The sequence below is a fragment of the Streptomyces sp. NPDC005820 genome (genome assembly GCF_040630255.1).
Taxonomy (GTDB): domain Bacteria; phylum Actinomycetota; class Actinomycetes; order Streptomycetales; family Streptomycetaceae; genus Streptomyces.
In genome coordinates this window covers 42,125-60,539 of record NZ_JBEXXE010000006.1, presented here as the reverse complement: position 1 = coordinate 60,539, position 18,415 = coordinate 42,125, and the positions used below count along the sequence as shown (strand labels likewise).

Here is an 18,415-nt window from a genome sequence, read left to right as displayed (position 1 = left end):
GCCGGGTGCGGGGTCAGCCGGCCGCGACGGCCTTGATGCCCTTGGACTCGAGGTCGTCCAGGGTCCACTTCTGGAGTGAGGTCAGCATGTCCTTGACCGTCAGCTCCTTCTTCATGACCTTGCCCCACTGCTTCTGCATCTCGGAGTACATGGCCGCGTAGTCCGGGCCGTACTGCCACTGCTCACCGACCCTCGAGGCGGCCGTGGTGATCACCTGGGCGCTGTCGGACTTCCCGTTGAACATCCCGGTCGGGATGATCTTGTCGACGTACGGCGAGACGTCCTTGACCGCCGGGAACAGGCCCGACTTGGACGCCGGGTCGGTCAGCGCCGTCAGTGACCCCTTGTCGCTGGACAGCCAGGCGGCGAACTCGGCGGCCCGGTCCGGGTACTTGCAGCCCTTCAGTACGCCGGTGGTGTCGAAGTTGGAGGAGGTCCGCGGCTGGGCGGTGTCGAAGACCGGCGAGTCGGCGAGCTGCCACTTGCCCTGGGACTTCGGGAAGTTGGTGTCGTAGATCGGCAGCTGCCAGGTGGACGTGGTCATCGCGATCGTCCTGCCGAGGTCCCAGGTCTTGAAGACACCCGGGTCGGCGTACGAGGCGTTGGAGGCGAGATCGTCGTCGACGAGCTGCTGGACGATGTCACCGGCCTTGAGCGCCTCGGGCGAGGTGAAGTCCACGACCCAGTGGTCGCCGTCCACCTTGTACCACTGGGCGCCGGACTCCCAGGACAGGTCGACCAGGGTGCTCGGGTCCTCGCCCGCCATGTTGAAGATCTTGACGTTCTTGTCCTGCTGCCGGACCTTCCTGCCGGCGGCGATCAGGTCGTCCCAGGTCTTGGGCGCCTCGATGCCGTACTTCTGGAACAGGTCCGCGCGGTAGGCGGTGAACAGGGGCGAGGACCCCATCGGGATGCCGAAGGTGGTGCCGCCGGGGCTGACCGCGTTCCAGGCGGCGGTGGTGTACGCGTTCTCGTACCGGGCGGCGACCTTGGTGATGTCGGTGAGCAGACCGTCGGCGGCGAAGTTCGCCAGGTTCATCCCGTCCATCTTCGACAGACAGGGCGCGGTGCCCGCGTTCACCGCGGCCCGCAGCTTCTGGTAGGCGGTGTCACCGGCCGCGTTGACGAACTTGATCTGCGTCTCGGGGTGGGCCGCGTTCCACACCTTCGTCCGGGCCTCGATGCCCTCCGTCCAGCTCCAGAACTCCAGCGTGACCTTGCCCTTCGTGGTCTTCGCGGCGGAGTCGGCGTCGTCGCCGCCCCCGCAGGCGGTCAGGAGAAGGGAGAGGGACGCGGCGGCGGCCACCGGGACGAGGGCTCTGCTGCGGAAACGGGACTTGGACATCGGTCCTCCACGAGGGGAACGGGACGGCGCCTGCGACGTGGGGGAGACGGCGCGGTCGGGGCGGCGCAAAAGTGAGGGAAACCGGCACTGCCCCAGGAGTGGCAGTAATCGTTTGCCGTGGACCGTATGGCCGAAGCGGCCGGGTCCACAAGGGGGACCGCCCCGATTGTTTCGTCGCACTTTCAAAAATGTTACCCGCGAAACTTTCTGACCTGCGGATTCAGGAACCCCCTCAGGGCTCCCGGACGGTGCCCGTGCATAGACTTTGCATAGCTTGAGCATTGACGGGTGACCTGGAGCGCTTCTAGCGTGGAATACGTTTTCTAGGTCCCTGAGGAGCACCATGTCGACACCCCCGCCTCCGCACGCCCTCTTCGCCATGGACCCGGTCCATCTGCACGAGCTGTTCCCGCCGGCGCTGATGAGCCGTCTGCGCCGGCTCGTACGGATCGATCCCGCGCTCGTCGTCCGGGACTTCACCGATCCCGCGGCCGCCGCGGCCCTGAACCGGGCCGAGGTGCTCATCACGGGCTGGGGCTGCCCCCACCTCGGCGCGCCGGTGCTGGACGGGGCGCCCCGGCTGCGGACCGTCCTGCACGCGGCCGGCAGCGTCCGCCACCTGGTGGGCGAGCCGTTCTGGGCGCGCGGGCTCACCCTGTCCAGCGCGGTGCGGGCCAACGCGCTGCCGGTGGCCGAGTACACGCTCGCCGCGATCCTCCTCTCCGGCAAGGACGCCTTCGGGCTGCGCGAGCGCTTCCGTACCGAGCGGGCGTACCCCGCGCCGACGGAGTACGCGGCGGTGGGCAACCTCGGCCGCCGGGTCGGCCTGATCGGCGCCTCCCGGGTGGGCCGCCGCGTGCTGGAGCTGCTGCGCCCCTTCGACCTGGCGGTGAGTCTGTACGACCCCTACGTCGACGCCGTCGAGGCGGCGCGGCTCGGAGCCGTCCCGCTGCCGCTCGACGAACTGCTGCGCACCAGCACCGTCGTCAGTGTGCACGCCCCGGACATCCCGGAGACCCGGGGCATGCTCAGCCGTGAGCGGCTCGCGCTCATCCCCGACGGCGGAGTGCTGATCAACACCTCACGGGGCGCCCTCGTCGACCACACCGCCCTCACCGAGGAACTGGTCCGCGGCCGCCTCGGCGCCGTCCTGGACGTCACCGACCCCGAGCCGCTGCCCGCCGACTCCCCGCTCCACGGCCTGCCGAACGTCTTCCTCACCCCGCACATCGCGGGCTCCCTCGGCAACGAACTCGCGCGTCTCGGCGGCACGGTCGTGGCGGAGCTGGAGCGCATGGCCGCGGGGCTGCCGCCGGAGCATCCGGTGCGGCGGGCCGAGCTCGCCATCAGTGCCTGAGGGCGCGCCTCCGCCCGCTGCCCTGGCCGCCCCTGCTCTGCCTTGCCCGGTAACCGTTTGCTGACATTGATGCGTCAGCGAGGACTTCCGAGGGTTCATGTGAGTGACCGATGCAGTAACGTCGCGGTGTGACGGTGAGGGAGAATGACTCCGGCGCGGGTCCCGAGCCCAGGGATGCCAAGCGTCGACGGAAGAACATCGCAGGCGGCGAGCGCCCGAGCACGATCCGCGATGTGGCCCAGCGGGCCGGGGTCTCGGTAGCAACCGTTTCCAGGACGCTGGCCGGCAACTACCCGGTCTCCGCCGCCACCCGGAAACGGGTCATGGCCGCGGTGGAATCGCTGCACTATGTCGTGAACGTGCACGCCAAGGCCCTGTCAGGGCAGGTCGCCGGCCCGATCGCGCTGGTCCTGCGGGACATCACCGGGCCCTCGCTCGCCCATGTCGCCGCCGGGGTGGAGCAGGAGGCGGCACGGCGGGGCCGGCTGAGCCTGGTCTGCGCGACCCACGGGGACCCGGCGCGCGAGAACGACCTGGTGCAGCTGATGCGCGAGCAGCACGCGGCGGCGGTCGTGCTCGTCGGCGGGGCCGTGCAGGACGAGGCCTACTTCCAGCGCATGGCCGAGTACGCCCGGGCCCTGGACGCCGCCGGATCGCGGCTGGTGCTGGTGGGCCGCCCGCCGCTGCCGACGGACCTCCCGGTCACCGTCGTGGACTACGACAACCGGGGCGGCGCCTTCCAGGCCGCCGACCATCTCTTCTCGCAGGGCCACCGGCGCATCCTCTTCCTCGGCGGCGATCCCGGGCTCAGCACCGGGATCCAACGGCGGGAGGGCCATCTGCACGCCCTGCGCGCGCACGGGGTGCCGTACGCGGAGGAACTGGACGTCCCCGGTCTGTACACCCGCGTCTCCGGCTACCGGCGCACCCGGGACGCGCTCAAGGCGGGGGTGGAGTTCACCGGGGTCGTCGCGGGCACCGACATGGTCGCGCTCGGCGCGCTCGCCGCGCTCCGGGACGCCGGTCTGGACGTCCCCGGCGACGTCTCGGTGGTCGGCTTCGACGACGTGCCCTTCGCCGCGGACCTCATCCCGTCGCTCACCTCGGTCCGGGTGCCGTACGAGGAACTGGGCCGTACGGCGGTGCGGCTGGCGCTGGAGCGGACCGAGCGCATGACCGGCGACGACCACGTCATCCTCAGCACCCAGCTGGTGATCCGCCAGTCCGTGCGCCCACCGGGGAAAACCTGACGGAACATGACAGGTATGGCCTGAAGGATGGACTCGTCAGGACGACTTTCCCCGGCTTGAGGAGTCCCCGTGAACAGCCACCAGACCGTCATTCCCCTCGAGAGCGAGGAAGCCGCCCGGAGGGAGACCGTCGCGCCCGAGCGGGCCTGGCTCGGAGTGGTGTCGGCCGAGCACGCCCGCCATGCGAGCCGGCACGGCTGGATCCAGCTCAACCACGGCGCCCGGCACAACGTCGCCCGGCTGCGCCGGGGTGACGGATTCGTCTTCTACTCGCCCACCGAGTGCAGGGGCGAGCGGACGAGGCTGCGCGCCTTCACGGCGCTCGGGACCGTCGTGGACGACGAACCCCATCTCGCCGACGAGGTCGTGGACATGGGCGCCAGAGGGACCCTGCGGCCCTGGCGCCGGACCGTCGACTTCGCGGCGGTGCACGCCGTCGCCCTGCACACCGTCACCCATGAGCTGGCCCTGACCCGGGAGCGGAACTGGGGCTACGGACTGCGCTTCGGGTTCCTGCCGCTGACCGTGGCGGACTTCGAGGTGCTGCGCGGCGCCATGCGGCGATGAGGCGCGTCCACGGCCCCGCTGAGGTACGACTGCCGGCAGGCGTTGTCAGTGGTCCGCAGGAAGATACGGATCATGACGTCGATTCTGACCTCGCCGCTGACCCTGCCCGCCGCGCTGATGGACGCCCGTCGGGTCGATCCCGCCGCCGAAGGGTGGGGGTTCGTCAATCACCATGCCGTGGCCACGCCGACGGGTGACACCTACGTGGTGTCCGGGGCGCAACGCTACCGATGGGAGGCCGAGGGGGCGACGGATCCCGGCGAACAGAACTTCGGCTGTCAGCTGATCACCCGGTACGGCACCGACGGAAGGCCCGTCGCGGTGGCCCTGTACGGGCAGCCGCGGCCGGACGGCACGCCGTCGGCGGTCGAGGAGGGCACCGAGCCGACGCTGGCGGTGCTCCCGGACGGCACCGTGGCCGTCAGCTCCAAACCGGGCAGCACCCACCTGATCTCCCCGGACCTGAGCCGGGTCCTGGCCTCCTGGCGGATGCCCTGGGGCTGGGCGGAGGAGAAGGAGCGCAACGGCGACCCCTACGCCGCGTCGATATCCGTCACCCCCTCGGGCCGGCTGCTGTGCGTGACGCCCGAGTACGGGCTGAGCAACTTCGCCGGAGCACACCCGAACATCGTCGCCCTCGCCGAGCCCGGCGACCGTCTCGCCCCCGGCTCCAAGGCCACGCTCCGGGCCCTCGCCACCCACGACGCGCGCACCGACCGCCAGACCGACGCGGACCTCTACCCCCACGTCCGCTTCCGGGGCGCGCCGGTGGGCCACGACAACCGCCCCTCGCCCTCGCTGACCGAGATCGTGTCCCGGGGCGGCACCCGCTCCTACGACTACCTCGACTGCACGATGGGACGGCCGGCGGCCCTGGGCGACGACCTGTTCGTCGTCCCCGTCTTCGGACGCCTCGACCGTTCGGGCAACCGGGGCCAGGTCTTCACCTTCGCGCTCCTCGACGACCAGGGGACGGTCCGGGGCCGCCTGGAGGGGCTCCACCGGTACGAGGACAGCCCGTTCACCGGCTTCTGCTTCACCGTGGCGGGCGATCCGTACCGCGCCCGCGCCTTCCACCTCAACCGCTTCGGCCTGTACGCCTGGAGCGCCGACGGCCTGCTGCGCTCCCGGATGTCCACCGAGGACAAGCCGTACAAGGCGCTCACCCACTTCACCCTCCTGGAGGCCACGCCCGCCGGTGAACTCCTCCTCGCCCACCGCAAGCAGCACCTGCTGCTCCGTGTGCCGGTCCCGGAGGACCTCGACGACCTCGCGGCCGCCGTGGAGGCGGCCCTCAAGAGCTACGCCCGCGGGCGTACGGCGTGGAAGAAGGAGTACGACCCGGTGAACTGGCACTGGGTCGACGGCTCCGCCCGGGTCCACCACCTGTGACCCCGGCCGGAGCCGTCCGGAAGGCCCGGCCTCAGGCCGTGGGGGCCGGCAGCCACAGGTCGGGGCCGAAGACCTCGTACCGGATCCGCCGGGCCGGGATCCCGGCGCCCAGCAGCCCGCCCCGCATCTCCCGCATGAACGGCACCGGGCCGCACAGGAACACCGCCGCGTCCGCGGGCAGTTCGATCCCGTCGAGGTCCATCAGACCGGCCCGGGCGGCGGGCTCCTCCGCCCCGGGCCGCTCGTACCAGAACGTGGCACGGGCCCCCGGCAGCCGCTCGACGAGTGCGCGGGTCTCGGCCCGCAGCGCGTGCTCGGTGGGGGAGCGGTCGGCGTGCAGGACCAGCACCGGGCGGGTCGAGCCGAGGCCGGCGAGGTGGGCCAGGATGCCGGTCATGGGGGTGCAGCCGATGCCCGCGGAGACCAGGACGACCGGTCCGTCGGCGTCGGCGGGCTCGTCGAGGAAGACATCGCCGAACGGCGCGGACAGCATCAGCTCGTCCCCCGCCCGGACCTGCTCGTGCAGCAGGGTGGAGACCTCTCCGTCCGGTCCGCCCGCCGTCCCGGCGACCCGCTTCACCGTGATCCGCCGCAACGCGCCGCCCGGGGCGCAGGACAGGCTGTACTGCCGCAGCTGACGCACCCCGTCGGGCATCCGGACCCGCACACTCACGTACTGGCCCGCCCGGGCGTGCGGCGCGGGCGCGCCGTCGGCGGGGCGCAGCAGGAAGGACACCACGTCCGCGGTCTCCTCCCGGCGCTCGACGACGGTCCACGGCCGCCACACCTCGCCGGGCTCGACCCCGGCGTCCCGGTAGAGCCGGGCCTCCCGCCCGATCAGGGCCCCCGCCATCAGCCAGTACACCTCGTCCCAGGCGGCCGCCACCTCGGGGGTGACCGCGTCGCCGAGCACCTCGGCGATCGCGCCGAACAGGTACTTGTGGACGATCGTGTACTGGTCGTCGGTGACCCCGACGGCGGCGTGCTTGTGCGCGATCCGGTCCAGGAGCGTGTCGGGGCGGGTGTCCGGGGCGTCGAGCAGCGCGGTCGCGAACCCGGCGATCGAACCGGCGAGGGCCCGCCGCTGGGCGCCGCTCGCCTGGTTGCCGCGGTTGAACATCCCGTCCAGCAGTTCGGGCCGGTCGCGGAACATCGTGGCGTAGAACCGCGTCGTGATCTCGTCGAGCGCGCCGGCGACCGCGGGCAGGGTGGCACGGACCACGGCGGCGGATTCTGCGGACAGCATGGAGCCTCCCGGGGAGGGCGTAAGGGGTGGGTGAGCGCCGCGTCGGATCGGGGCGGTGCACCTCTGTGTAGCAGGCGAAAGCCCGGATCCCGGGCCCGATCGGCCGTCCGGGGAGAAAGGGGGACCAACGGCCCCGCCGGTTCGGGAGCATCGGCCCGGCGGGCGGTCCGGCCGACGGGACGTACGGCGGGACACGAGCGCCTTTCGGCCCGGGGGACCCGGGTGCGGTAGGGCCGACCGGCCCTGGCCCTCCGGCCCCGGATGGCGCAGGATCTTCATAAGGCCAGGACCGGTCACGCCCTCCTAGGGGCAGGCCGGCCCCGGCGCCGGACGGTACGAACGAGGAGCGATCCGATGGCGGACGGCGAGCGTCCCGGTCCCGGTACCCCGATCCGGGTCTTCCTGCTGGACGACCACGAGGTGGTCCGGCGCGGGGTGCGCGACCTGCTGAACGACGAGCCGGACATCACCGTGGTCGGTGAGGCGGGCACCGTGGAGCAGGCGCTCGTACGGGTGCCCGCGCTGCGCCCGCAGGTGGCCGTGCTCGACGTGCGGCTGCCGGACGGCGACGGGGTGACCGTCTGCCGTGAGCTGCGGTCGGGCATGCCGGAGCTGGCCTGTCTGATGCTGACCTCGTTCGACGACGAGGAGGCGCTGCTCGACTCGATCATGGCCGGCGCCTCGGGCTATGTGCTGAAGCAGATCCAGGGCACGGACCTGGTGTCCGCGGTCCGTACGGTGGCCGCCGGGCAGTCGCTGCTCGACCCCAGCGCCACCACCCGGCTCATGGCCCGGCTGCGCCAGGGCCAGGAGCCGGAGCCCGAGCCGGACGCCCTGCCGGGCCTGACGGACCGGGAACGCGAGATCCTGGCCCTGATCGGCGAGGGGCTGACCAACCGCCAGATCGGACAGCGGCTGTACCTGGCCGAGAAGACGGTCAAGAACCACATCTCCCGGCTGCTCGCCAAGCTCGGTGTGGAACGGCGCATCCAGGCCGCCGTCATCGCCACCCAGGCCCAGGACCGGCTCCGGCAGAAGGGCCACTGAGGCGCCGAGAGGCGCTGAGGGCGGCTGCGGCCCGACGGGCCGGCGCCTCAGGCGGCGCGCCGGGAACCGGCGGCCGGGCGGCCGCGGCTCCCGGCCTTCGGCGCGTGGGCGGGCACGGCCCGCCGCCGGTAGACCAGGTAGGGCCGGACCAGATAGCCGACCGGGGCGCTCCACACGTGCACCAGCCGGGTGAACGGCCAGGCCGCGAAGAGCAGACAGGCGCTCAGGGCGTGCAGCTGGAACAGCAGCGGCGCCCCGGCGATCGCCTCGGGCTGCGGCCGCAGGGCGAACAGCCCCCGGAACCAGACCGAGACGGTGGAGCGGTAGTCGTACCCCGGGCCGAACACGTTGTGGGCGGCGGTGGCGGAGATGCCCAGCAGGACGGTGGCGGACAGCAGCGGGAAGAGCACCTTGTCGCTGCGGTCGGTGCCCAGACGGATCCGCCGGGTCAGCAGCCGGCGGGCGCACAGCATCCCGAGCCCGGTGACCATGGCGAGCCCCGCGACCGAACCCGCCCAGACGGCCGTCGTGTGGTAGGCGTGCTCGCCGATCCCGGCGGACTCGGTCCAGGAGGCCGGTACGGCCAGGCCCGCCACATGGCCCGCGATCACCATGAAGGCCCCCAGGTGGAACAGCGGGCTGCCCCAGCGCAGCCAGCGGTGTTCCAGGAGCTGGCTGGTGTGCGTGGTCCAGCCGAACTGGTCGTGCCGGTACCGCCACACGTGCCCGACCACGAACACGGCGAGACAGATGTAGGGCACGGCGACCCACAGCAGCAGATCGTTCATCGCTGGACTTCCTCAGGGCTGGTCGGAGCGGGAGTCGGCGGTACGAAGGCGTCCGGCGGTGCGAACTCGCCGTTCCCGTAGGCGGGGTACGTGCCGTAGGGGTCCAGGCCGACCTCCTCGTTCGGCGGGCCCTCGGCGACGAGCCGGGCCACCGCCGCCCGGTCCGCCTCGGTCGGCGGCGGCAGCAGGGTGAGCAGCGCGGCCAGGACGTGCCGGTACGGGGAGTCGGCGTCGGTCAGCGCCCGGTGGATCAGTTCCAGCCCGCGCCGGTGCTGGCGCAGCGGCGCCTCGCCGCCGCCCGGGCCGGCCAGGGCCGCGAACTCCAGCACGACCGGGAGGTGGTCGGGCAGCTCCCCGCCGCCGGTGTCCCAGCCGGCCGCGCGGTAGCGCTGGTTGAGGGTGAGCAGGGCCATGCCCCGGCGGCGGGTGTCGCCGTGCAGGTAGTAGGTGAGATACAGGCTGCTCTTGCGGCGCAGGTCGAACATCTCGACGTAGTGGCGCTCCAGCGCCTCGGCCTCCTGGCCGGTGAGCCAGCCGGTGAAGGCGGTCAGCCGCTCGGCGGCGGGCGAGGGCGGCAGTGCCTCGACGGCGGACCTCAACTCGCCGCGGGCCGCGACGAGTTCGGTGTCCGGGTACTGCAACAGCAGTGAGCACAGCCGCAGGAGCAGGCCGCGGGTCTCGGTCTCCTCGGGGGTGAGACGGGACGGGCGGCGCACGGCGGCCCGGACCCGGGTGCGGACCAGGGCGGGGATGGTCGAGGGCAACGGGCTCATCGGTGGCCTCCGGCGGGGGTGTCGCGGCGCAGGGTGGGCATGCCGAGCAGGACCCGCCGGCCGTCGGAGTCGGACGACTCCACCGGGCAGCGGTTCTCCATCGCGCTCAGCGCGGCGGCGTCCTCCTGGTGCGCGGCCGGGACGACGTACCGGTCCGCGTACTTGGCGACGGCGAGCAGCCGGTGCAGATCCTCCGCCTCGCGCGGCGTCAGCCCCACGGCCTTCAGCGTGTCGTCGTCGCCGGCCTCGCCGAGGGTGCGGGCACGCATGTACGAGCGGAGCGCGGTGAGTTTCATCAGCACCCCGCCGACGACGTCCGTGTCCCCGGCGGTGAACAGCTCCGCCAGGTACTCCAGCGGGATGCGCAGCCGGGTCACGGCGGCGAAGACATGGTCGGGATCGTCCTGGTCGCCGCCCGCCGCGTCGACGGCGTCGAGGACGGGGGACAGGGGCGGGACGTACCAGACCATCGGCAGGGTGCGGTACTCCGGGTGCAGCGGCAGCGCCACCTTGTACCGCATGACCAGGTCGTACACGGGGGAGCGGCGGGCCGCGTCCAGCCAGTCCTCGGGGATGCCCGATTCCCGTGCGGCCGCCCGGACCTCGGGGTCGTGCGGGTCGAGGAACACCCCGCGCTGGGCGTCGAGGAGGTCCTGCTCGTCGGGGGTCGCTGCGGCCTCGCCGACCCGGTCGGCGTCGTACAGGAGCAGGCCGAGGTAGCGCAGCCGGCCGACGCAGGTCTCGGAACACACGGTGGGCTGGCCGGCCTCGATGCGCGGGAAGCAGAACGTGCACTTCTCGGCCTTGCCGGTGGCGTGGTTGACGTACACCTTCTTGTACGGGCACGCCGTCACGCACATCCGCCAGCCCCGGCAGCGGTCCTGGTCGACCAGGACGATGCCGTCCTCGACCCGCTTGTACAGCGCGCCGGACGGACACGCCGACACACAGGCCGGGTTGAGGCAGTGCTCGCACAGCCGGGGCAGATGGAAGAGGAAGGTCTGCTCGAACTCGAACCGCACCTTCTCCGCCCACGCCCCGCTGAGGTTGGGGTCGGCGCCGGCGTGCTCGGGTGCCCCGCCGAGGCCGTCCTCCCAGTTGGCGCCCCAGGTGATGGAGGTGGGCCGGCCGGTCAGGACCGAGCGGGGGCGGGCGACCGGGACATCGGTGCCGGCGGGGGCGCCGACGAGGTTGTCGTAGTCGTAGGTGACCGGCTCGTAGTAGTCCTCGATGGACGGCAGGTCGGGGTTGGAGAACAGGGACAGCAGGCGCTTGACCCGGCCGCCCGAGCGCAGCACCAGCCGGCCCCGCCGATCGAGCATCCAGCCGCCCTTCCACTGTTCCTGGTCCTCGTAGCGGCGCGGGTAGCCGACGCCGGGCTTGGTCTCGACGTTGTTGAACCAGGCGTACTCGACGCCGGTGCGGTTGGTCCACGTCTGCTTGCAGGTGACCGAGCAGGTGTGGCAGCCGATGCACTTGTCGAGGTTCATGACCATCGCGATCTGTGCCATCACTCGTCCGGCAGTGACTCCGTCACGGGGCATGTCAGTACTCCACGTCCTGCGAGCGGCGACGGATGACGGTGACCTCGTCGCGCTGGTTTCCGGTCGGGCCGTAGTAGTTGAAGGCGTAGGTGAGCTGGGCGTAGCCGCCGGCCAGGTGCGTCGGCTTGACCAGCAGCCGGGTCAGGGAGTTGTGGATGCCACCGCGCCGGCCGCTGACCTCGGTCTTCGGGACGTTCACCGTCCGGTCCTTGGCGTGGTACATGTACACGGTTCCCTCGGGCATGCGGTGGGTGACCACGGCCCGCGCCGCGACGACGCCGTTGCGGTTGTACGCCTCGATCCACTCGTTGTCCTTGACGCCGATCTTCTCGGCGTCGGCGGTGGACATCCAGATCACCGGACCGCCCCGGGACAGCGCCAGCATGTGGGCGTTGTCCTGGTACTCGGAGTGGATGGACCACTTCGAGTGCGGGGTGAGATAGCGGACGGTGACCTCGGCCCGGCCGCCCTCGTGCAGCTCCTGGTCGCCGTAGTGCCGTCGCGCGTTCAACGGGGGCCGGTAGACGGGGAGTTGCTCGCCCAGTTCGGCGATCCAGTCGTGCTGCACGAAGAAGTGCTGGCGGCCGGTGAGGGTGTGCCAGGGCTTCTTGTGCTCGACGTTGATGACGAACGGCGAGTAGCGGCGGCCGCCTGCCTCGCTGCCCGACCACTCGTACGACGTGATCACCGCGCGCGGCTGGGTGCGGGTGTCGGCGAAGGTGATCCGCTCGGCCTCGCGCTCGGCGGCGAGTTCCACCAGCCCCTCGCTGCCGGTCTGCCGCTCCAGCTCACGGAAACCCTCGGTGGCCAGGCGGCCGTTGGTGGTGCCGGACAGGGCGAGGATCGCCTCGCACATCTCGGAGGCGGTGGCGAGGGAGGGGCGCCCGGCGGCGATCCCGTCCCGGACCGTTCCGCAGCGGCGGCGCAGTTCGTCCAGCTCCCGGTCGGGGTGGACGGTGACGCCCTTCGTCGTGGTGCCCAGCGTGTCCAGCAGCGGGCCGACGGCGCGCATCTTCTGGGCGACGGCCGCGTAGTCCCGCTCGATCGTGACCAGCTTCGGCATGGTCCGCCCCGGTACCGGCGCGCACTCCCCGGTCCTCCAGTCCCGTACCACCCCGCCGGGCTGGGCGAGTTCGTCGGGGGTGTCGTGCAGCAGCGGCACCGCCAGGACGTCCGTGCGGGTGCCCAGGTGCTCGGCGGCCAGCTCGCTGAACCGGTCGGCGATCGTGAGGAACGCGTCGTAGTCGGTGCGGGCCTGCCAGGGCGGGGCGATGGCCGGGGTGAAGGCGTGCACGAAGGGGTGCATGTCCGTGCTGGACAGGTCGTCCTTCTCGTACCAGGTGGCGGCCGGCAGGACGACGTCGGCGAGCAGCCCGGTCGACGTCATCCGGAAGTCCATGGCGACCAGCAGGTCCAGCTTGCCCTCGGGCGCCTCCTCCCGCCACACCACGTCCTTCGGACGCCCTTCCGGCGGGGTCTCCTCGGAGCGGACCGCCGCGTCCGTGCCCAGCAGATGGCGCAGGAAGTACTCGTTGCCCTTGCCGGAGGAGCCGAGCAGGTTCGCCCGCCACACCGTCAGCACCCGCGGGAAGTTGGCCGGGTCGTCGGGGTCCTCGACGGCGAACCTCAGCCGCCCCGCCCGCAGTTCGTCCACGATGTGCTCGGCGACCGGGCGGCCCGCCCGCGCGGCCTCGTCGGTGAGATCGAGCGGATTGCGGTCGAAGCCGGGGTGGCCGGGCGTCCAGCCCAGCCGGACGGCCTGGGCCAGGCAGTCGGCGGTGGCCCGGCCGGTGAACCGGCCCTCGCCCAGCGGGGACGCCAACTCGTCGGGCCCGAAGGCCTCGTAGCGCCACTGGTCGGTGTGGAGATACCAGTACGAGGTGCCCGCCATGTGCCGGGTGGGCCGCTGCCAGTCGAAGGCGAACGCGAGGTGCTGCAGGCCCGTGACGGGGCGGATCTTCTCCTGGCCGACGTAGTGCGCCCAGCCGCCGCCGTTGACGCCCTGGCAGCCGGTCATCGTCACCAGCGCCAGGAAGGCCCGGTAGATGGTGTCGGAGTGGAACCAGTGGTTGGTGCCCGCGCCGAGGGCGATCATCGAACGCCCGTCGGTGCGCTCGGCGTTGCGGGCGAACTCGCGGGCGATCCGGGCCGCCTGCTCGGCCGGCACGGAGGTGATCGTCTCCTGCCAGGCCGGGGTGTACGGCTGCGCGGCGTCCTCGTACGATTCGGGCCAGCTGCCCGGCAGGCCGGGCCGGCGCACCCCGTACTGGGCGAGCATCAGATCGAAGACCGTGGTGACCAGGCGCCCGCCGACCCGGCGCACCGGCACTCCGCGCACCATCACCGAACCGCCCTCGGTGGCGCCCTCGTCGAAGCGCGGCAGGGCGACCTCGGCCGTCTCCTCGGCCCGCTCGATCAGGCTCAGCTCGGGCACGACGTCGCCCAGGTCCAGGTTCCAGCGGCCTCGCCCGGCCTCCCCCCACCGGAAGCCGAGCGAGCCGCCCGGGACCACCGGCTCACCGGTCGCCCCGTCCAGGAGGACCGTCTTGAACTCGGCATGCTCCTCCTCATGGCCGAGATCCGCGGCGGTCAGGAACCCGTCGGGGACGAGTCCGCGGTCGTGCTCGCGCAGCGTCACCAGGAACGGCGCGTCGGTGTACGTCCTCAAGTAGTCGCGGAAGTACGGCACTTCACGGTCGACGAGGAACTCCCGCAGGATCACGTGCCCCATGGCCATCGCCAGCGCCCCGTCCGTGCCGGGGTGCGGGGCGAGCCATTCGTCGGCGTGCTTGACGTTGTCGGCGTAGTCGGGGCTGACGGCGACCACCTTGGTGCCGTTGTAGCGGGTCTCGGTGAGGAAGTGCGCGTCGGGCGTACGGGTCACGGGGATGTTGGAGCCCCACATGATCAGATAGCCCGCGTTCCACCAGTCCGCAGCCTCCGGTACGTCCGTCTGGTCGCCGAAGACCTGCGGCGAGGCGATCGGCAGGTCCGCGTACCAGTCGTAGAAGGACAGCAGCGTGCCGCCGATCAGCGACATGAAACGGGCGCCGGCCGCGAACGAGGCCATCGACATCGCGGGGATCGGGGAGAAGCCGGCGACGCGGTCCGGGCCGTACGCCTTGACGGTGTGCACATGGGCGGCGGCGACCAGCTCGCTCACCTCGTCCCAGTCCGCGCGCACCAGCCCGCCCTTGCCCCGGGCCCGCTTGTAGGCGCGGGCCTTCGCCGGGTCCCCGGTGATCTCGGCCCAGGCCGCCACCGGATCGCCCAGCCGCCGCCGCGCCTCGCGCCACAGCTTCAGCAACGCCCCGCGCACATACGGGTAGCGCACCCGGCTGGGGGAGTACGTGTACCAGGAGAACGAGGCACCGCGCGGGCAGCCCCGCGGCTCGTACTCGGGGCAGTCGGCGCCGATCGACGGATAGTCGGTGGCCTGGTGCTCCCAGGTGATGATGCCGTCCTTGACGTACACCATCCACGAGCAGGATCCGGTGCAGTTCACCCCGTGCGTCGAGCGCACCACCCTGTCATGGGCCCAGCGGTCCCGGTAGAAGCCCTCCCACCGGGTGTCGCCCTCGCCGAACACGGCGCGGCCGTCCGCCGACACCTCACGGCGGGTCAGCAACCGCCGGGCGGCCAGCGGCCATCCCTCACCGGTGCGTGCCGCCCGGCGCCCTGCGCTCTGGTCGTTCTCCATGTCCAGGAACCTAGGCGGCGCGGCCGCGGGGCACCCTGGGCCGGCGGTCCCCGACGGGTACCCCTCCGGCCCCATCCGGCCGGGCGGGAAAGGGACCAACGGCCCTCTTGCCGTACCGCGCTCAGGCGCTGTCCCGGGCCCCGATCACCTCGCGGCCGGTGACCATGCCGGGCTCGATCCGGACGAAGACGCCGTCCCGGATCGGCATCCACGACGTGGGACCGCTCTCGGACAGCCGGTCGTGCTCGGCCGGGTCGGTCACCACGGCCGCCTGCCCCGTGACGACGACGCTCCAGCCCGACTGGGTCGCCGCGTGCCACTCGTCCGCCTCGAAGGCGACCACGACGCCGTCGATCGCGCGGACCAGGTCGGAGGCGGCCGAGGTGCGCAGCACGACGGAGGCGTCCGGGTCGAGGGTGAAGTTCACGGGGAGGACCGCGGGCAGCGCGTGTCGGGTGTACACGACCCGGCCGACCGGCACCTTCGCCAGCAGGCGCAGGCACTCCTGCCGGTCGAGCGCGCGAAAGGCATCGTTCTGAACCATCCGTCCATCGTCGGACGCGCCCGGGGAAGCGGGTAGGGCCGGTCGGCCCGTTCTGGGCACGGAACAGGCCGGCCGGCGGGCGGACCGGGGACCGTCCGCCCGCAGACAGGGACCGATGGCCCCTGCCCCCTGGGCGTGCACATGCGGAGATTGGGTGTCCCCGCACAAGCGTGAACGGGACAGGGAAAGGACGGACACCATGGTCCAGTCGTCGACGACAGAGAGCGCCGCCCCGGCGCGGGGCGCCGCGCCCGTGCCCGCCCGGGCGTGGCTGATGCTGGCCCTGGCCACCGTCGGTTTCGCCGTGAACTTCTGGGCCTGGGCCCTCCTCAGCCCGCTCGGCCCCCGCCTCAAGGACACCCTCCAGCTCAGCTCCTTCCAGCAGTCGCTGCTGGTGGCCGTGCCCGTCGTGGTCGGCTCCCTGGGCCGGATACCGGTCGGCGCGCTGACCGACCGGTTCGGCGGACGCGTGATGTTCCCGGTGGTCTCGGCGGCCACCATCGTTCCGGTGCTCTACCTGGGTCTCGCCGGGCACTCCTCGCTCACCGCCCTGCTGGCCGGAGGCTTCTTCCTCGGCATCGGCGGCACCGCCTTCGCCGTCGGCGTGCCCTTCGTCGGCGCCTGGTTCCCGCCCGAGCGGCGCGGACTCGCCATCGGCGTCTTCGGCATGGGCATGGGCGGCACCGCCGTCAGCGCGCTGACCACCGTGAAGCTGGTCGACGCCCACGGCATGGCCGATCCGTTCCTGATCACCGCGGCGGTGCTGGCCGGCTACGCCGTCCTGGCCGCGCTGCTCCTGCGCGACGCCCCCGGGCGTACGGTCCCGACCGGATCCGCGCTGCGCCGGCTGGCCGACACCCTGCGGCTCGGCGTCACCTGGCAGGCGTCCGCCCTGTACGCGGTGGCCTTCGGCGGCTATGTCGCCTTCTCCGTCTACCTGCCCACCTACCTCAAGACCGGCTACGGCCTCGCCCAGGCCGACGCGGCCGACCGGATGGCCGGCTTCGTCCTCCTCGCCGTGGCGATGCGCCCGGTCGGCGGCTGGCTGTCGGACCGCCTCGGACCGGTCCGGGTCCTCGCGGTGGCCCTCGGCGGGGTCCTCGCCGGAGCGGTCGTGCAGTCGCTGACCCCGTCCCTGGCACCGGTGGGCACGATCGCGTTCCTGACCATGGCGGCGGCGCTCGGCGCGGGCAGCGGCGCGGTGTTCGCCCTCGTGGCGCTGCTGGCCCCGGCCGACAAGGTCGGCTCGGTCACCGGCATCGTGGGCGCCGCCGGAGGCCTCGGCGGCTTCGTACCGCCCCTGGTGATGGGCTCCCTCTACGGCGCCTACGGCTCGTACGCGATCGGACTGATCCTGCTGGGCGTGGTCGCGGCGGCGGCCCTGACCTTCACCGAGACCGGCGTGCGCAACGCGCTCACCCGTCGGCCGGCGGCCGCCCGCCCGCACTGAACCGGGCACACGGAGGGGCCCTGCGACGGAGTGTCGCAGGGCCCCTCGGGGTTCGGGGATCAGACGGCGCTGCCGGCGCCCCACGGGGCGTACAGGTCGAGCAGTCGGGTGCGGGTGGAGCGCAGCCGGTGGGCGAGGACGTCCCCGACCCACTGGCCGACGGCCCGGCCCAGGTCCGGGTCCTCCTCGCACATCATGCGGACGGCCGTGGCGTCGAACTCGTACGCCCGTACCGGCGTCGTCGCCTCCGCGCCCAGATGCCAGACGTGGGGCGTGAACAGCCAGGACCAGCCGACGAGTTCGTTGTGCCGCAGGGACTCGATGACGGCCGCGCGACGGCCGGGCACACGCATGTCGAGCTCGACCGTCCCCGTACGGACGATCCAGAACCGGTCGGCCCGGCCGCCCTCCTCGAACAGACGCGTCCCCTGCGGGAAGGACACCTCGCGGGCGACCCGCAGAAGCCGCTCACGGTGCTCGGCGGGCAGGGCGCGCAGCATGCTGGGCGCAGGAATGTCGATCATGGCGGGCCTCCGGGCTGGTCTGCGGCATCTGCCGTAACCAGCGTGTTCCCGGCACCGGCTCGCGAGCCATGGGCCGTCCGGTACCCCGCCCGGGCCGGTCGGCCCCGGCCCCGGACAGGGCATCCTGACGGCATGCGCACCGTCGGCGTGGACCTCTCCGCGCGCCCCCGTCGTACCGCCGTCTCCGTCATCGACTGGTCGGGGGAGTGGGCCGTCGCGCACGCCCCCGTCCTGCGCTGCACGGACGAACGCCTGCTGGAGCTGCTCACCGCCCTGGGGGAGGCGGACCGGGCCGGAGTGGACTGCCCCTTCGGCTGGCCCGTCGCGTTCGTCGAGGCGATGGCCGCCCACGCCGCACCGCACCCCGACTGGCCGGGCCGCGACGCCGAGGGCGACGACGATCTCCGGGCCCTGCGCTACCGGCGCACCGACCTGCTCGTCGCCCGCCACGCCCCGCGCTTCCCGCTGTCGGTCTCCTTCGACAAGCTCGGCTCCGTCGCCGCCCGCTGGGCCCGCCTCCAGGCCCGGCTGGCCCGGCTCGGCCACCCGGTGGACCGCACGGGAGCCGGCCGGGTGGCCGAGGTGTACCCGGCCGCCGCCCGGCACCAGTGGGGCCTGTCCCTCGGCACGGTGGACGAACTGACCGCCGCCGCGCCCTGGCTGCACCTCTCCGAGGAGGCACGGCGGACGTACGCCGCCGACCGGGACGCCTACGACGCGCTCATCGCCTCGCTGGCCGCCCGGGCCATCGGCGTACGCCGCACCGCGTGGCCCAGCGCCGAGGACGCCGGCCTCGCCCGCACCGAGGGCTGGATCCACATCCCGGAACCGGGCTCCCTCCCCGGCCTCCTGCACGACTGAAACGACTGACAGTCCGTCACCTCCCCT

15 protein-coding genes are annotated in these 18,415 nt (G+C 72.6%); 7 read left to right on the top strand and 8 right to left on the bottom strand.

All coding sequences use genetic code 11. From position 1 onward, the window contains the following. Positions 1-13: 13 nt before the first annotated feature. Positions 14-1,345: an extracellular solute-binding protein gene (locus tag ABZ464_RS09230; protein ID WP_359273175.1), complete on the bottom strand. Its 1,332-nt coding sequence runs from the start codon at positions 1,343-1,345 to the stop codon at positions 14-16. A gap of 343 nt (positions 1,346-1,688) precedes the next feature. Between ABZ464_RS09230 and ABZ464_RS09225 the strand changes: the two genes are divergently transcribed. The 4 genes from ABZ464_RS09225 to ABZ464_RS09210 all read left to right on the top strand — a co-directional run bounded on the left by ABZ464_RS09225 (position 1,689) and on the right by ABZ464_RS09210 (position 5,911). Next, positions 1,689-2,702 (top strand): hydroxyacid dehydrogenase, encoded by a 1,014-nt coding sequence (locus ABZ464_RS09225; protein WP_359273171.1) that lies wholly within the window; start codon positions 1,689-1,691, stop codon positions 2,700-2,702. 197 nt (positions 2,703-2,899) lie between these two features. Continuing rightward, entirely contained in the window at positions 2,900-3,952 is a 1,053-nt protein-coding gene (locus tag ABZ464_RS09220) for a LacI family DNA-binding transcriptional regulator (RefSeq protein ID WP_359273655.1), read from the top strand. A 69-nt stretch (positions 3,953-4,021) separates the two neighbouring features. Continuing rightward, the gene (locus ABZ464_RS09215; protein WP_359273168.1) at positions 4,022-4,519 is read left to right on the top strand and encodes an EVE domain-containing protein; all 498 of its coding nucleotides are present in this window, start codon (positions 4,022-4,024) and stop codon (positions 4,517-4,519) included. Positions 4,520-4,591: 72 nt separating this feature from the next. Next, positions 4,592-5,911: a hypothetical protein gene (locus ABZ464_RS09210; RefSeq protein ID WP_359273165.1), complete on the top strand. Its 1,320-nt coding sequence runs from the start codon at positions 4,592-4,594 to the stop codon at positions 5,909-5,911. A 31-nt stretch (positions 5,912-5,942) separates the two neighbouring features. Here ABZ464_RS09210 and ABZ464_RS09205 read toward each other — a convergent pair whose 3' ends face one another. Beyond that, entirely contained in the window at positions 5,943-7,157 is a 1,215-nt protein-coding gene (locus ABZ464_RS09205; RefSeq protein WP_359273162.1) for a globin domain-containing protein, read from the bottom strand. A 354-nt stretch (positions 7,158-7,511) separates the two neighbouring features. On the opposite strand from ABZ464_RS09205, the gene ABZ464_RS09200 reads away from it, so the two are divergent. Next, positions 7,512-8,204, top strand: a complete 693-nt coding sequence (locus ABZ464_RS09200) for a response regulator transcription factor (protein ID WP_359273159.1) — start codon at positions 7,512-7,514, stop codon at positions 8,202-8,204. 47 nt (positions 8,205-8,251) lie between these two features. Here ABZ464_RS09200 and narI read toward each other — a convergent pair whose 3' ends face one another. From narI to ABZ464_RS09175, 5 genes are all read right to left on the bottom strand, one after another. Continuing rightward, complete coding sequence (gene narI / locus ABZ464_RS09195; protein WP_359273156.1) at positions 8,252-8,992, bottom strand: respiratory nitrate reductase subunit gamma; 741 nt, start codon at positions 8,990-8,992, stop codon at positions 8,252-8,254. Continuing rightward, on the bottom strand, positions 8,989-9,765 hold the full coding sequence (gene narJ, locus ABZ464_RS09190; RefSeq protein ID WP_359273153.1) for a nitrate reductase molybdenum cofactor assembly chaperone: 777 nt from the start codon (positions 9,763-9,765) through the stop codon (positions 8,989-8,991). The genes narI and narJ overlap by 4 nt, the downstream gene beginning before the upstream one ends. Next, the gene (gene narH, locus ABZ464_RS09185; RefSeq protein WP_359273151.1) at positions 9,762-11,309 is read right to left on the bottom strand and encodes a nitrate reductase subunit beta; all 1,548 of its coding nucleotides are present in this window, start codon (positions 11,307-11,309) and stop codon (positions 9,762-9,764) included. Before narH ends, narJ begins: the two co-directional genes overlap by 4 nt. Before the next feature lies 1 nt (position 11,310). Continuing rightward, on the bottom strand, positions 11,311-15,009 hold the full coding sequence (locus tag ABZ464_RS09180; protein WP_359273148.1) for a nitrate reductase subunit alpha: 3,699 nt from the start codon (positions 15,007-15,009) through the stop codon (positions 11,311-11,313). A gap of 121 nt (positions 15,010-15,130) precedes the next feature. Beyond that, positions 15,131-15,553 (bottom strand): pyridoxamine 5'-phosphate oxidase family protein, encoded by a 423-nt coding sequence (locus ABZ464_RS09175; RefSeq protein WP_359273145.1) that lies wholly within the window; start codon positions 15,551-15,553, stop codon positions 15,131-15,133. Between the two features lie 199 nt (positions 15,554-15,752). Here ABZ464_RS09175 and ABZ464_RS09170 point away from each other — a divergent pair, with 199 nt between their 5' ends. Continuing rightward, positions 15,753-17,003 carry a NarK/NasA family nitrate transporter gene (locus ABZ464_RS09170; RefSeq protein ID WP_359273142.1) on the top strand — a complete coding sequence of 417 codons (1,251 nt, stop codon included), beginning with the start codon at positions 15,753-15,755 and terminating at the stop codon, positions 17,001-17,003. 59 nt (positions 17,004-17,062) lie between these two features. Here ABZ464_RS09170 and ABZ464_RS09165 read toward each other — a convergent pair whose 3' ends face one another. Beyond that, positions 17,063-17,527, bottom strand: a complete 465-nt coding sequence (locus ABZ464_RS09165) for a cyclic nucleotide-binding domain-containing protein (RefSeq protein ID WP_359273139.1) — start codon at positions 17,525-17,527, stop codon at positions 17,063-17,065. Between the two features lie 132 nt (positions 17,528-17,659). Between ABZ464_RS09165 and ABZ464_RS09160 the strand changes: the two genes are divergently transcribed. Then, positions 17,660-18,388: a DUF429 domain-containing protein gene (locus ABZ464_RS09160; protein WP_359273137.1), complete on the top strand. Its 729-nt coding sequence runs from the start codon at positions 17,660-17,662 to the stop codon at positions 18,386-18,388. The last annotated feature ends 27 nt before the right edge of the window (positions 18,389-18,415 follow it).

What these genes read in the sequence shown, in the direction of transcription:
- narJ (WP_359273153.1), bottom strand. Translation starts at nt 9,765, where the DNA reads ATGAGCCCGTTGCCCTCGACCATCCCCGCCCTGGTCCGCACCCGGGTC.
- narH (WP_359273151.1), bottom strand. Translation starts at nt 11,309, where the DNA reads ATGCCCCGTGACGGAGTCACTGCCGGACGAGTGATGGCACAGATCGCG.
- ABZ464_RS09175 (WP_359273145.1), bottom strand. Translation starts at nt 15,553, where the DNA reads ATGGTTCAGAACGATGCCTTTCGCGCGCTCGACCGGCAGGAGTGCCTG.
- ABZ464_RS09180 (WP_359273148.1), bottom strand. Translation starts at nt 15,009, where the DNA reads ATGGAGAACGACCAGAGCGCAGGGCGCCGGGCGGCACGCACCGGTGAG.
- ABZ464_RS09205 (WP_359273162.1), bottom strand. Translation starts at nt 7,157, where the DNA reads ATGCTGTCCGCAGAATCCGCCGCCGTGGTCCGTGCCACCCTGCCCGCG.
- ABZ464_RS09230 (WP_359273175.1), bottom strand. Translation starts at nt 1,345, where the DNA reads ATGTCCAAGTCCCGTTTCCGCAGCAGAGCCCTCGTCCCGGTGGCCGCC.
- ABZ464_RS09200 (WP_359273159.1), top strand. Translation starts at nt 7,512, where the DNA reads ATGGCGGACGGCGAGCGTCCCGGTCCCGGTACCCCGATCCGGGTCTTC.
- ABZ464_RS09225 (WP_359273171.1), top strand. Translation starts at nt 1,689, where the DNA reads ATGTCGACACCCCCGCCTCCGCACGCCCTCTTCGCCATGGACCCGGTC.
- narI (WP_359273156.1), bottom strand. Translation starts at nt 8,992, where the DNA reads ATGAACGATCTGCTGCTGTGGGTCGCCGTGCCCTACATCTGTCTCGCC.
- ABZ464_RS09160 (WP_359273137.1), top strand. Translation starts at nt 17,660, where the DNA reads ATGCGCACCGTCGGCGTGGACCTCTCCGCGCGCCCCCGTCGTACCGCC.
- ABZ464_RS09210 (WP_359273165.1), top strand. Translation starts at nt 4,592, where the DNA reads ATGACGTCGATTCTGACCTCGCCGCTGACCCTGCCCGCCGCGCTGATG.
- ABZ464_RS09170 (WP_359273142.1), top strand. Translation starts at nt 15,753, where the DNA reads ATGGTCCAGTCGTCGACGACAGAGAGCGCCGCCCCGGCGCGGGGCGCC.
- ABZ464_RS09165 (WP_359273139.1), bottom strand. Translation starts at nt 17,527, where the DNA reads ATGATCGACATTCCTGCGCCCAGCATGCTGCGCGCCCTGCCCGCCGAG.